Source organism: Ferrovibrio sp. (genome assembly GCF_964218355.1).
Classification (GTDB): Bacteria; Pseudomonadota; Alphaproteobacteria; order Ferrovibrionales; family Ferrovibrionaceae; genus Ferrovibrio.
Genome location: NZ_CAXPMC010000008.1, coordinates 49,165 through 62,740, shown reverse-complemented (window position 1 = coordinate 62,740; position 13,576 = coordinate 49,165). Strand labels below are relative to the sequence as shown.

The window sequence follows — 13,576 nt, the reverse complement described above, 5'->3', positions numbered from 1 at the left end:
GCCACGGAGGGAAACAGCAAGGGGAGGCGGCGGATGCGCCAGCTGCGCGCGGCCGTGACTGCGATTCTGGCCGGACCGGACCAGGCGGCGGTGGTGCTGCTTGGCATCGGCATCAGCCTGGTGGCGTTTTACACCGCCGGGGTCGGCGTCTTCGACGAGACGGTGTCGCGGGTCGGGACGCTGGCGGTGGCCATGGCGCTTGGCCTGCTGGCCTTTCCGCTACCGGGCCGGATCGGCCGCGCTGCCGATATCCTGCTGCTGCTGCTCGGCATGGCCGCCTTCTGGCGGTATTTCGAGATCGGTGCCGCGCTGGAAATCGGTCTCTACGATTTCACCGTCAGCGACCTGTGGCTCGGCGGCTTCGCAATGCTGCTGCTGCTGGAACTGACGCGACGGATTTTCGGCTGGCCGCTGGTGATCGTCTGCGCACTGGCGCTGGTCTACGCGCTCTATGGCCATCATCTGCCCTGGATATTCCGGCATGCCGGGTTCCCCTATTACGAAACCCTGCGCACGGTCTGGTACAGTTTCGACGGGGTTTTCGGCGGCCCGGTTGCCGTGGTCACCAGCCTGATCCTGATCTTCGTGGTGTTCGGCGTGCTGCTGGAGGGAATCGGGGCCGGCCCGGTGCTGCTGAAGCTCGCTTTCAGCGTGACGGCCCGGCTGCGCGGCGGGCCGGCCCACGCCGCGATCGTTGCCAGCGCCCTGTTCGGCACCATGTCCGGCAGCGTTGCCGGCAATGTGGTCGGTACCGGCGTCTTCACCATGCCGATGATCAAGCAGCGTGGCTTTCCGGCGAAATTTGCCGGTGCCGTTGAATCGGCGGCCTCGTCGGGCGGCCAGTTCACGCCGCCGGTGATGGGGGCGGTGGCCTTCATCATGGCCGATGTGACCGGCATTCCCTATCTCACCATCTGCGTCGCCGCGCTGGTGCCGGCGCTGTTCTATTATGCAAGCCTGTTTGCCTCGGTGGCGGTCAGTGCCGCCCGCCTTGGCATCCAGCCGATCCCGGATGCCGAGCGGCAGTCGATGACCCGGCAGGACTGGGTGATGTCGCTGACCTTCGTGCTGCCGCTGCTGGTGATCGTTGTGCTGCTGATTGCCGGCCGGTCGCCGGCCGCAGCGGGCTTCTGGGCCGCGCTGTCGGCGGTAGCGCTGGGGCTGCTGCTCAATCCGGACCTGCGCCGCAGACCGCAGCGGCTGCTGGCGGCACTGGCCCAGGCCGGGCGGGCCGGTGCCACCATCCTGATCGCGGTGGGTGCGGTCGGCATGATCATCGGCGTGATGAACATGACCGGGCTCGGCATCCGCTTTGCCAATGTGATCCTCGCATTGTCGAGCGATTCCCTGTTCCTTGCCCTGTTGCTGACCATGGCCGGCTGCCTGGTGCTCGGCATGGGCATGCCGACGGTGCCGGCCTACCTGATCATCGTGCTGGCAATGGGCCCGGCCATCGAGGGCCTCGGCGTGCCGACCCTGGTGGCACATCTGTTCGTGGTCTATTTCGGCGTGCTGTCATCGATCACGCCGCCGGTGGCTCTGGCCGCCTTCGCTGCGGCGCCGATCTGCGGCGCCAGCCCGATGGCGACGGCGGTGGAATCCGTGAAGGTGGCGGTGATCGGCTTCATCATTCCCTTTGTCTTTGTCTACAACCCGTCGCTGACGCTGATGGTGGATTTTGCCTGGCCGGAATTCCTCTGGGCCTGCCTGCGTCTGGCCCTGGCGATCTGGGTGCTGGCCAGCGGGCTTGGCGGCCAGGACCGGGCCCGCCTCGACTGGCCGTCCCGCCTGGTGCGTACGGCCACCGGCATCCTCATGCTGATGCCGGGAGAGATCATCGAAACCGCTGCCTTCGTCGCCGCCCTGGCGATGCTGGCGGTCGACTGGCGGCGGGGCCTGGCCGGCTCGCCGCCGGGTCTGGCAGCACTCGCCGCCCGCCTCGGCTGGCGGCAGGCGTGACTGGTTTGCAGGAAAGAAAGAGGGAGGAAACAATGACCACATCCGTATCGCGCCGCATTGTCATGGCGGCCATATCCACGGCAGTGCTTGCCGGCCTGTCCGCCGGGCCGGCCGGGGCCAAGGATTACTACAAGCTGTCGACCCTCGGGCCCGGCAGTTCGCCTTATCTGGTGATGTCGACCTTCGCCAACATCGTCAACCAGGCCCATCCGGACATGGAAGTGCAGGTGAATGCCACCGGTGCCGCCACCGCCCATGCCCTGGAAACCGCCCGCGGGAAGATGGATTTCTTCATGTCGTCGCCGACTGTGCAGGGCTTCATGATCGAAGGCACGGCGATGTATGCCAAGATCACCGACGCACCGGAACTATCGAAAAACCTGCGCAGCGTCTTCAATTTCCCGCTCGGCTATTATCACATCGTTGTCTATGCCGATTCCGGCATCACCAACCTTGAGCAGATAAAGGGCAAGCGCGTGTTCCTCGGGCCGCCCGGCGGTGGCGCAACCAACACCATGGCGCAGCTGATGAAGCTGACCACCGGCTACGAGCCGGGCAAGGATTTCGAACAGATCAACCTTGGCTGGGAAGCGGCCGCGCAGTCTTTCCAGGACAAGCATATTGACGTCTATATGAATCCGACCCTGCCGCCGAGCCCGGTGATCCAGCAATTCGCTCTGACCAGCAAGATCCGCCTGCTGGGCCTGACCGAGAAGCAGATGGCGTCCGACGAATTCAAGGCTTTCAGCTCGCGGCCCGGCGGGGTGCTCGATCAGATTCCGGCGGCTATTTACGGCGAAAACCAGGTGAACAAGGAGGATGTGACGACGATCGGATCGATTGTCGGCATCGGCACCCGCAAGGATATGCCGGACGAGGTGATCTACAAGATGACCAAGGCCTTCTGGGAAGGCGCGGCGAAGCAGCGCGACAAGACGCCGTGGCTGCGGGCCGTCAGGATCGAGAATGTCTTTCGCGAGATGTCGAACATGCCGCTGCATCCCGGTGCGGCTCGCTACTACAAGGAAGTCGGAATGACGATTCCCGCAGGCCTGATGCCGCAGTAAAGTCGCGGCCGGGTGGCACCTTCCGGGCCACCCGGCCGTTCATTCCCTCAGGTCAGCTTCCCCGAGACGGACACCCCATGGGCAAGGTTCGCAACATCCTGTTCATCATGGCCGACCAGCTGCGGGCGGATTATCTCTCCTGCGCCGGCCACCCGACCCTGCAGACGCCGCATATCGACGGGCTGGCGAAACGCGGGGTCCTGTTCGACCGTGCCTATTGCCAGGCACCGGTCTGCGGTCCGTCGCGGATGTCTTTCTATACCGGCCGCTACATGACCAGCCACGGCGCCACCTACAACAACGTGCCGCTGCGGGCGACCGAGCTGACGCTGGGCGATTATCTGCGGCCGCTGGGCTACCGGGTGGCGCTGGTCGGCAAGACTCATATGAAGGGCGACGACGAGGGCATGCGCCGGCTGGGGCTCGATCCGCAATCATCCCTCGGTGTCCTGGTCGGGCAATGCGGTTTCGAGCCGTATGAACGCGACGACGGCCTGCATCCGGACCAGAGTACCGATCCCGACCTGGCCTATAACCGTTACCTGCGCAGCAAGGGCTATGTCTCCGACAATCCCTGGCATGACTTTGCCAATGCGGCGGAAGGCCCCGACGGGGAAATCCTCAGCGGCTGGTATCTGCGCCATGCGCGCCTGCCGGCCCGCGTGCGCGAGGCCGATTCCGAAACCCCATACATGACCGACCGGGCGATCGATTTCATCCGCGACAGCGGCGAGACGCCCTGGTGCCTGCATCTCAGCTATATCAAGCCGCACTGGCCCTATATCGCACCGGCGCCGTATCACGCGATGTACGGACCGAACCAGATCCTGCCGGCGAGGAAACATCCGCGCGAGCGCGAGGCGCCCCATCCGGTGGTGGCGGCTTTCATGCAGCATGAGGAATCGGTCAATTTCAGTCGCGACGAGGTGCGCGACACGGTGATCCCGGCCTATATGGGGCTGGTGAAGCAGCTGGACGACCATCTCGGGCGGCTGTTCGCCTTCCTCGAACAGCAGGGCCGCATGGACGACACGCTGATCGTGCTGACCAGTGACCACGGCGATTATCTGGGCGATCACTGGCTGGGCGAGAAGGAGCTGTTCCACGAGGAGAGCGTGCGGATTCCGATGATCGTGTATCACCCGGATGCCGCCATGGATGCCACGCGGGGCCAGGTCGACCACCGTTTCGTCGAGGCGATCGACCTGGTGCCGACCTTTCTCGAGGCGGCCGGCGGTGCGGCGCAGTCGCACCGGCTGGAAGGGGTGTCGCTGCTGCCGCTGCTGGCCGGTGCCTCCCTGCCGGACTGGCGCGATGCGGCTTTCAGCGAATTCGACTATGCCTTCCGCGAGGCACGGCAGATCCTGAAGCTGCCACCGGACCGCGCCCGCGGCTGGATGGTGCGTACCGACCGCTGGAAATACATCGCCTATGAAGGCTTCCGGTCGCAGCTGTTCGATCTCGATGCTGATCCGGACGAATTCGAGGATCTCGGCGAGAGCCCGGCCCATGCCGGCATCCGGGCCGAGATGGCGGCGCGGCTGCTGGACTGGCTGCAGCAGCGCCGCATCCGCACCACCATGTCGAACGAGGATGTCGAGCGGCGCACCGGCAATGCCAGGGCGCGCGGCATCCTGTTCGGCGTCTGGTAACCGAAAAGCAATGGCGGGGCATTGCCGCCCCGCCATCTGCAGCCTTGCTGCGGCGCGCAGACTTCAGATATCGAGGAACACCGTTTCGTTCTCGCCCTGCAGGACGATATCGAAGGTGTAGACCGTCTTGCCGTCGTGGCTGCCGCGTGCGGCGATCAGCGTCTTGCGGCGCTGTTTCTGCTCGATCAGGTTCAGCACCGGATCGGCGGCATTGGCGGCTTCCTCGTCGGCGAAATACATCCGCGTGCTGAGGCCGATATTGATGCCGCGCGCGACGATCCAGAAATTGACATGCGGCGCCATCATGCGGCCATGGCGGCCGGGCACCGGACCGGGCTTGATGGTGTCGAACCGGTAGATGCCGGTATCGAAATCGGCACCGGTGCGGCCCCAGCCGCGGAAATCCGCATCGAGCGGCTTGTCCTGGCTGTCGGCCGGGTGGCTGTAGCGGCCGGCGGCATTGGCCTGCCAGATTTCCAGCAGCGCATCGTTCAGCGGGGTGCCGGTGCCGTCGATCACCCGGCCCTCGATGGCGATGCGCTCGCCCCGGGTCAGCGGTCCGGCCAGCTGGTTGCTGAAATTCTGCTGGAAGATGTCGAAGCCGGCCTGGTGCGGCGCCAGGCCGATATGCACATAGGGGCCGGCAGTCTGCGAAGCGGTTTCGCGCAGGTAGTTCATCGGCTGCGGCATGGTTCAGTTCCCGTCCAGTTTGTTCTCGAACATGGTGGAGCGCCGGCCGCGCAGCACGATATCGAAGCGGTAGGCCAGCGAGTCCAGCGGAATCGACGCATTCATGTCCAGCGGCGCGATCAGTCGTTCGAGCGCATCCTTGTCCGGCACGTTCTGCAGCATCGGGCAGGAGGCGATCAGCGGATCGCCCTCGAAATACATCTGTGTGATCAGCCGCTGGGCGAAGCCGGATCCGAAGACCGAGTAATGGATATGTGCCGGCCGCCAGGAATTGACGAAATTGCGCCATGGATAGGGCCCAGGCTTGATGGTGCGGTAGAAGTAGTAGCCGTCGTCGTCGGTCAGTGTGCGGCCGCAGCCGCCGAAATTCGGATCGATCGGTGCCAGATAGGTATCCTTCTTGTGGCGGTAGCGGCCGCCGGCATTGGCCTGCCAGAACTCGACCAGGGTGCGCGGCACTGGCCGGCCGGTTTCGTCCAGCACCCGGCCATGCACGATGATGCGCTCGCCGATCGGATCGCCATCCTTGGCGTAGTTGCGGATCAGGTCGTTATCCAGCAGGCCGATCTCGTTATGGCCGAAGACCGGGCCGGTCACCTCGGACAGGGAATTCTGCAGGGACAGCAGGGGCAGGCGCGGCGAGCGGGCGACGCTGGTCTTGTAGGTCGGGGTATGGGCGGGCGGATGCAGGCTGCGATCCCGCTGGAAGAATTCCCCTTTGATATCCATGGTTTCCTCCTGAATTGCGGCAGGGGTGGGCCCGTATCCGGGCGGTGCCGTCGGCGGAGGGTCGGCTTTTCCATTCAATAAGTAAATGGATCAGTTATCATACAACCTATGAGTAATATCGATCATTTGGAACTCGACGGCCATGCCCTGCGGCTGTTTCTGGCGGTGCTGGAGGAGGGGTCGGTGACTGCCGCGGCCGCCCGGCTCGGCCAGACCCAGTCGGCGGTCAGCCACAGCCTGCAGAAGCTGCGGCGCATCCTGCGCGATCCGCTTTTCGTCAAGTCCGGCCGCGGCATCATCGCCACCGCCCATGCCCGGGCGCTGGCGGAACAGGCGCGGCTGCTGCTGGATGGCATGCAGGCCTTTGCCAGCGGCGCCGATTTCGATCCGTCGCAGGCCGACCTGGCGCTGACCATCGCGGCCAATGATTTCCAGCGCGACCTGCTGTTGCCGACCCTGTTCCGTCTGCTGGAGGCGCGGACCCGCAGCATCAGCCTGCGCGCGATCCCGTCCCAGGTGCCGACCGCCGATCTGCTACGCGACAGTCATTGCGACCTGCTGATCTCGCCGCTGCCGCCGGCCGGCACGGACGTGCTGCAGAAGCGCCTGCTGGTCGACCGCTATGTCTGTTATTACGACGCGGCCGAGCGCGGGGCGCCGGCCGATGCCGCAGAATTCCTGGCTGCCCGGCATGTCACGGTGGTCTACAGCGACAACGAGCGGCTGCAGTTCGACAAGCAGCTCGGTGCCGCGGGTTACGACCGCCAGGTGGCGGTCTCGGTGCCCAGCTTTGCCGGCGTGCCGGCCTTCCTGCGCGGCAGCCGCATGCTGGCCTGCCTGCCCAGCCTGCTGCAGGGCCAGCTGATGCGGGGCTTTGCTGCAGCGCCCCTGCCACTGGCGGCGGCGGACCGCGATTTCGCAACCCTGCCGATGTACATGGCCTGGCACCGCCGGATGCAGCAGGATCCGGCCCATATCTGGCTGCGCGGAATGGTCGAGCAGGCCGCGGCTGCCGCCCTGAAGGCGCCGCTCTAGGCGACGTCCTGCTGCGCCGGCAGGGCCGGCGCGATCTCGCCGAGGTCGATCAGCGGTGCGGGCTCGGCACTGGCCGCCGGCCCCATCAGCATGGCAACGCGCTCCAGTGCGGCCACGAGGCCGTCCCGCTCGCTGGCCGGCAGGCTGCGGAAGGCGGTCACGAAAATCGTGTCCAGCAACGGCGGCGCCTTGGCCAGCGCGGCTTCGCCGGTCGCGGTCAGTCGTGAATGCACGATGCGGCGGTCGGTGGTGTTGCGGTAGCGCTCGATCAGGCCACGGGCCACCAGCCGGTCCACAATGGTCGTGACCGTGGCCTGGCTGAGGCTGACCCGGGCGGCGATCCGCGCCGTGGTGACCTCGCCCAGCTCGCGGATGGCCATCAGCACCAGCACCTGCGGTGTGGTCAGGCCGGTTTCGCGCTCCAGGCGCTTCGAGTGCAGATCGACCGCCCGGATAATCCGCCGGAGTGAGCCGAGGAGTTTGTCATCTTGGCTGTTCATTTCTCTGTCCGAATCGACCGGATACCCCCGCATCGGCGGGAGAACCATGTCCGAGGGCTTTGTCACAGTCTAGCCGCGTTAATATTACAGGTCAAATCATTTGACATCTAAATATAAGATGTGTAATTATTATGGGGCACGGAAACGAAACGGGCCATACCGGATCCCGTCAGGCTGCGGCCTGCAGGCATCCCGCGACCCCTTTCGTTTCCGTGCGCATCGGCGCTGCCATCGGGCGGTGGCCGGCAGTGCAACAAACACGGAGGATTTCACGATGTGCGGCTTCAGCGGAGAGGTCCGCTTCGACAACGGTCTGGCCGATGTCGCGGCGGTGGCGCGGATGACCGAGCGCATGGCCCCGCGCGGCCCCGATGCAGCCGGCATCCAGGCGCAGAGCCGCATGGCCTTCGGCCATCGCCGGCTCAAGATCATCGACCTGACCGAGCGTGCCCAGCAGCCGATGGTGGATGCGGAACTGGGGCTGACGCTGGCCTTCAACGGCTGCATCTACAATTACCGCGAATTGCGGCAGGAACTGCAGGGCAAGGGTTATCGCTTCTTTTCCGACGGCGACACCGAAGTCGTGCTGAAGGCCTGGCATGCCTGGGGCCTGGATGCGCCGAAGAAATTCCACGGCATGTTCGCCTTCGCCGTTTATGAGCGGGAAAGCGGCCGGCTGGCCCTGTGCCGCGACCGGCTCGGCATCAAGCCGCTCTATCTTGCCGAACAGGCCGGCCGCCTGCGGTTCGCCTCGTCCCTGCCGGCATTGCTGGCCGGCGGCGATCTCGACACTTCGCTCGATCCTGTCGCCATTCACCATTACATGAGCTTTCACGCCGTCGTGCCGGCACCCTTTACCATGGTCAATGGCGTGAAGAAGCTGCAGCCGGCATCGATCGCCGTCTTCGGTCCGGATGGCCGGCGCACCGACCACGTCTACTGGACGCTCAGCTTCGAGCGCAGTGCCGCCGATATCGAGATGCCGGCCAGCCAGTGGCAGGCACAGGTGCGCGCCGCGTTGGATACCGCGGTCGAGCGCCGGATGGTGGCGGATGTGCCGGTGGGCGTCCTGCTTTCGGGAGGCGTCGATTCCAGCCTGATCGTCGCCCTTCTGGCCGAAGCCGGCCAGAAGGGGCTGAAGACCTTCTCGATCGGCTTCGAGGAGGCGAATGGCGAGAAGGGCGACGAATTCGTCTATTCCGACCTGGTCGCCAAGCATTTCGGCACCGAGCATTACAAGATCTTCGTCAAGTCGCGGCGTCTGCTGGATGCCATGCCCAAGGTGATCGATGCCATGTCCGAGCCGATGGTGTCGTATGACAATGTCGGCTTCTACCTGCTGTCCCAGGAAGTATCCGAGCATGTGAAGGTGGTGCAGAGCGGGCAGGGGGCCGACGAGATCTTCGGCGGCTATCACTGGTATCCGCCGCTGCTGGATTCGAATGATCCGGTTGCCGATTACGCGCAGGTCTTTTTCGACCGCCGCCATGCGGAATATGCCGAGGCCATCGGCGGCGATTATCTCACCGAGGATTTCAGCACCGCTTTCGTGGCCGGCCATTTCGGCCTGCCGGGTGCCGACCGGGCCGTCGACAAGGCGCTCCGCCTCGATACCCAGGTGATGCTGGCCGACGATCCGGTCAAGCGCGTCGACAACATGACCATGGCCTGGGGCCTCGAGGCCCGGGTGCCGTTCCTCGACCATGAGCTGGTTGAACTTGCGGCGCGCATTCCGCCGGAGCACAAGCTGTCGGATGGCGGCAAGGGCGTGCTGAAAGCCGTGGCACGCGAGGTTCTGCCCAATGCCGTGATCGACCGGCCGAAGGGGTATTTCCCGGTGCCGGCCCTGAAATATCTGGAAGGTCCGTATCTCGACATGGTGCGCGATACGCTGAACGGCAGGGCGGCGCGCGAGCGCGGTCTGTTCCGGCGCGATTATGTCGACATGCTGCTGCAGGACCCGAAGACGCATATCACGCCACTGCGCGGTTCCAAGCTGTGGCAGGTCGCCCTGCTCGAAATGTGGCTGCAGAACCACAACATATAACGCACCGGGAGTAACGCCATGACTGCTATCGCTGCCGATTATGGCCGCAGCCCGCCGGAAGCCAGCCTGCCCGCCGCGGAGGCCGGAGGCCTGTCACTGCAGCAATGGGGTGCCCCGCCCCGGGCCGTGCGCCGCCGCGCCGCCACAGTGGATTGCGGCTGGGGCCGGCTGCTGTTCGGCCAGACCTGCGACGGCCCGGAACAGGTGGCCGACCGTCTGGTCGAGGAAACCATCGGCGAGCGGGATATCGCTTTCTATGTGCGCGAGCCGCATGTGGTCCTGTCGATTGCGCCGCAGGCCCTGTTCCTCGATCCTTCCCATGCCTTCAGGCTTGACCTCAGTGCGGCCCTGCCGGACGAGGGCGATGCAGCCGTGACCGTGCGGCCGGCGACACCGGCCGATGAAAGCGAGATCAACCGGCTGTATGTATCCCGTGGCATGGTGCCGCTGCGCGACGGGTATTGTGCGGACCGGCATCCGGCGGTGGACATCCTGGTGGCGGAAACCGGCGGCGAGCCGCAGCAGCTGGTCGGCGTCGTGATGGGGGTGGACCATGTCACCGCCTTCCGCGACCCCGACAATGGCAGCAGCCTGTGGGCGCTTTCTGTCGACCCGCAGGCGGCGCAGCCCGGCATCGGGCGCGCGCTGACCCTGGGTCTGGCCCGCCATATGCAGGCAGCCGGGCGCAGCTTCATGGATCTCTCGGTGATGCATGACAACGAGCAGGCCATCGCCCTCTACCGGCAGCTGGGTTTCGTGCAGATTCCGGTCTACTGCATCAAGACGCGCAATTCGATCAACCAGAAGCTCTATATCGGGCCATCGCCCGATGGCGGTCTGAATGTCTACGCCCGCATCATCGTCGATGAGGCGCGGCGGCGCGGCATCGCGGTCGAGGTCGAGGATGCCGCTGCCGGCATTTTCACCCTGACCCATGGCGCACGCAGCGTGCATTGCCGGGAAAGCCTCAGCGACCTCACCACCGCTGTCGCCATGAGCCGCTGCGACGACAAGGCGCTGACCCGCCGGCTGCTGGACCGTGCCGGTCTTTCCGTGCCGGACCAGACAACGCTGGCGGCACCGGAAGATGCGGTGACATTCCTGGAAAAGCACCGGCGCGTCGTGGTCAAGCCGGCGCGCGGAGAACAGGGGCGCGGTGTCTTCGTCGACCTGCGTCGCCGCAGCGAGGTGCTGGTCGCCTACGAGGCAGCCCGCCGGATCGCCGATCAGGTGATCGCCGAGGAATTCGTTTCCGGCGAGGATCTGCGCATCATCGTCATCGATGGCGAGGTTGTCGCCGCAGCCATCCGGCGGCCGGCGACGATTGTCGGCGATGGCGTGCATACGGTGATCGAACTGATCGAGAAACAGAGCCGCCGCCGGGCGGCGGCCACCGGCGGCGAAAGCCGGATTCCGCTGGACGAGGAAACCGAGCGCTGCGTGCGGGCGGCCGGCTTCGGCTTCACCGACATCCTGCCCCAGGGCGAAGCTCTCGCCGTGCGCAAGACCGCCAACCTGCATACCGGCGGCACGATCCACGACGTTACGCCCGTGCTGCATCCGGAGCTGGCCGCGGCGGCGGTGCGGGCTGCAGAGGTCCTGCACATGCCTCTGGTCGGTTTCGATTTCATCGTCCGGTCGCCGGACCAGCCGCATTACCGCATCATCGAGGCGAACGAGCGGCCGGGGCTGGCCAATCACGAACCGCAGCCGACGGCCGAAAAATTCATCGACTTCCTGTTCCCGGAAACCAGGGCGACAAAGCGCCCGGCGCGCGGAGGGCGCTGAGACCATGAAAGACCTGACGATCGACCGCGACTACCTGCTGCAGACCCTGCGTACCCTGCTGGCGATTCCCAGCCCCAGCGGCATGACCGATGCGGTGGTGGCTTTCGTCTGCGGCGAACTGGACGATATGGGGGTCCCGTACGAGCTGACCCGGCGCGGTGCGATCCGTGCCGATTTCAAGGGATCGCGATCCTCGCCGGACCGCGCCATTGTCGGCCATCTCGATACGCTCGGCGCCATGGTGAAGGGATTCTGGGAGAATGGCCGGCCGCAGGTGGTGCCGATCGGCACCTGGTCGGCGCGCTTTGCCGAGGGTGCCCGCTGCCTGGTGCACACCGATGACGGCACGCACTATCGCGGCAGCATCCTGCCGCGCAAGGCCTCGGGCCATACCTTCAACGAGGAGATCGATACCCAGCCGATCGGCTGGCATAATCTGGAGCTGCGCCTGGATGAGAAGGTGGACAGCGAGGCCGATATCCGTGCGCTGGGCATCCATGTCGGCGATACGATCTCGATCGATCCGATGCCGGAATTCCTCGACAACGGCTTCCTGGTGGCACGTCATCTCGACGACAAGGCCGGCGTGGCGGCGATGCTGGCGGCCGCGCGGGCAATCTGCAAATCCGATGCGCGGCTGCCGATGGATTGCCACCTGATCTTCACCATCGCCGAAGAGGTCGGGGTTGGCGCCTCGACCGTACTGCACGGCGATGTGGCCGAGCTGGTTTCCATCGACAACGGCACCATCGCACCCGGGCAGTATACCAGCGAATTCGGCGTGACCATTGCCATGCAGGATTCCAGCGGCCCGTTCGACCGCCACCTGACCCGGCGGCTGCTGGAGATCTGCGGCAAGCACGGCATCGAGCACAGCCGCGACGTTTTCCGCTATTACCGCAGCGATGCGGCTTCGGCACTCGAGGCCGGCAACGACATCCGCACGGCGCTGGTTTGCTTCGCGCTGGATGCCTCCCATGGTTACGAGCGCAGCCATGCGGATTCGCTGGTGGCGCTGGCCCGGCTGCTGGCGCTGTATGTCCAGTCCAAGCCGTTATTCGCCCGCGACCGGGCGGCGATGGGGCCGCTGGGCGACCTGCCGCCGTCGCACAGCGATCTGATCCCGGCCGGAGAGGATTGACGTGTCGCGGGCGGCGGCTTGTACTATCCGGCGATTGTTATATAAACAAACGATATGACCGATGCCGACCCGGCATCCGGCGCCGGGATGGAAACCGTCATGCGTATCTGCCGCTTCAACAGCAACCGTATCGGTGTCGTCGCGGGCGATGTGGTCCACGATGTCACCGCCCTGTTCGACCTGAAGCCGGCCTGGCCGCTGCCACCCGGCGACTGGATCGTGCGGCAGATTCCGGCCCTGCTGCCGCAGATCGCGGCGCAGGCGAAAGCCGGCGGCAGCACACTGCCGCTGGCCGCGGTGCGGCTGGACAGCCCGGTGGCCAATCCGGGCAAGATCATCGGGGCGCCGATCAACTACCGCGCCCATATCGACGAGGCCAATGCCGATACGGCGATCAACCACGGCAAGACCTTCACGTCGCTCGACCAGTACGGCCTGTTCATCAAGGCGAATTCCGCCCTGATCGGGCCGGCACAGGAGGTGCAGCTCAGCTTTCCCGACCGCCGCAACGACCATGAGGTCGAACTGGCGGTGATCATCGGCAGGGAGGGCCGGTTCATCCCGCGCGAACAGGCGCTGGATCACGTTCTGGGCTACAGCATCGGCCTGGACATGACGATCCGGGGGCCGGAATTCCCCGGTTTCCGCAAATCCGTGGACACATTCGCCGTGCTGGGGCCGTGGATCGTCACCCGCGACGAGATTGCCGATCCGAACCGGCTGGACCTCAGCATCGCGGTCAATGGCGAGACCCGCCAGAAGTCGAATACCAGCTACCTGATTTTCGATGTGCAGAGGCTGATCGAATATGCGTCGCGCTTCTACACCCTGCAGCCTGGCGATGTGATCATGACCGGCACGCCGGAAGGGGTGTCGCAGGTCAATCCCGGCGACCGCATGGAGGCCTGGATCGATGGGATCGGCAGCATGCAGATCGCGATTGCCGGGGATTGGCGAACAGCCTGAAA

At 65.4% G+C, this 13,576-nt stretch carries 11 protein-coding genes; 8 read left to right on the top strand and 3 right to left on the bottom strand.

The window, feature by feature from the left end:
* Window positions 1-33: 33 nt before the first annotated feature.
* The 3 genes from ACEQZY_RS03620 to ACEQZY_RS03610 all read left to right on the top strand — a co-directional run bounded on the left by ACEQZY_RS03620 (window position 34) and on the right by ACEQZY_RS03610 (window position 4,678).
* Window positions 34-1,959, top strand: a complete 1,926-nt coding sequence (locus tag ACEQZY_RS03620; RefSeq protein WP_370152358.1) for a TRAP transporter permease — start codon at window positions 34-36, stop codon at window positions 1,957-1,959.
* A gap of 32 nt (window positions 1,960-1,991) precedes the next feature.
* Entirely contained in the window at window positions 1,992-3,026 is a 1,035-nt protein-coding gene (locus ACEQZY_RS03615; RefSeq protein WP_341702147.1) for a TAXI family TRAP transporter solute-binding subunit, read from the top strand.
* A 77-nt stretch (window positions 3,027-3,103) separates the two neighbouring features.
* Window positions 3,104-4,678: an alkaline phosphatase family protein gene (locus ACEQZY_RS03610; protein WP_370152354.1), complete on the top strand. Its 1,575-nt coding sequence runs from the start codon at window positions 3,104-3,106 to the stop codon at window positions 4,676-4,678.
* Between the two features lie 63 nt (window positions 4,679-4,741).
* On the opposite strand, the gene pcaG is transcribed toward ACEQZY_RS03610, so the two are convergent.
* On the bottom strand, window positions 4,742-5,368 hold the full coding sequence (gene pcaG, locus ACEQZY_RS03605; protein WP_341702149.1) for a protocatechuate 3,4-dioxygenase subunit alpha: 627 nt from the start codon (window positions 5,366-5,368) through the stop codon (window positions 4,742-4,744).
* 3 nt (window positions 5,369-5,371) lie between these two features.
* Entirely contained in the window at window positions 5,372-6,097 is a 726-nt protein-coding gene (pcaH, locus tag ACEQZY_RS03600) for a protocatechuate 3,4-dioxygenase subunit beta (RefSeq protein WP_341702150.1), read from the bottom strand.
* A 108-nt stretch (window positions 6,098-6,205) separates the two neighbouring features.
* Between pcaH and ACEQZY_RS03595 the strand changes: the two genes are divergently transcribed.
* Window positions 6,206-7,132: a LysR family transcriptional regulator gene (locus tag ACEQZY_RS03595; protein WP_341702151.1), complete on the top strand. Its 927-nt coding sequence runs from the start codon at window positions 6,206-6,208 to the stop codon at window positions 7,130-7,132.
* On the opposite strand, the gene ACEQZY_RS03590 is transcribed toward ACEQZY_RS03595, so the two are convergent.
* Window positions 7,129-7,632, bottom strand: coding sequence for a MarR family transcriptional regulator (locus ACEQZY_RS03590; RefSeq protein ID WP_341702152.1), 504 nt, complete (start codon window positions 7,630-7,632; stop codon window positions 7,129-7,131). The two genes, ACEQZY_RS03595 and ACEQZY_RS03590, sit on opposite strands and share 4 nt — an antisense overlap.
* Before the next feature lie 274 nt (window positions 7,633-7,906).
* Between ACEQZY_RS03590 and ACEQZY_RS03585 the strand changes: the two genes are divergently transcribed.
* Genes ACEQZY_RS03585 through ACEQZY_RS03570 form a run of 4 tightly spaced genes read left to right on the top strand, consistent with a single transcriptional unit; the run spans window position 7,907 to window position 13,574 of the window.
* A complete protein-coding gene (locus ACEQZY_RS03585) occupies window positions 7,907-9,679 on the top strand; it encodes an N-acetylglutaminylglutamine amidotransferase (protein WP_341702153.1) in 1,773 nt (590 codons plus the stop codon).
* 18 nt (window positions 9,680-9,697) lie between these two features.
* On the top strand, window positions 9,698-11,467 hold the full coding sequence (ngg, locus tag ACEQZY_RS03580; RefSeq protein ID WP_370152347.1) for an N-acetylglutaminylglutamine synthetase: 1,770 nt from the start codon (window positions 9,698-9,700) through the stop codon (window positions 11,465-11,467).
* A gap of 4 nt (window positions 11,468-11,471) precedes the next feature.
* Window positions 11,472-12,608, top strand: coding sequence for an osmoprotectant NAGGN system M42 family peptidase (locus ACEQZY_RS03575; protein ID WP_341702155.1), 1,137 nt, complete (start codon window positions 11,472-11,474; stop codon window positions 12,606-12,608).
* A 54-nt stretch (window positions 12,609-12,662) separates the two neighbouring features.
* On the top strand, window positions 12,663-13,574 hold the full coding sequence (locus ACEQZY_RS03570; protein ID WP_370152343.1) for a fumarylacetoacetate hydrolase family protein: 912 nt from the start codon (window positions 12,663-12,665) through the stop codon (window positions 13,572-13,574).
* The last annotated feature ends 2 nt before the right edge of the window (window positions 13,575-13,576 follow it).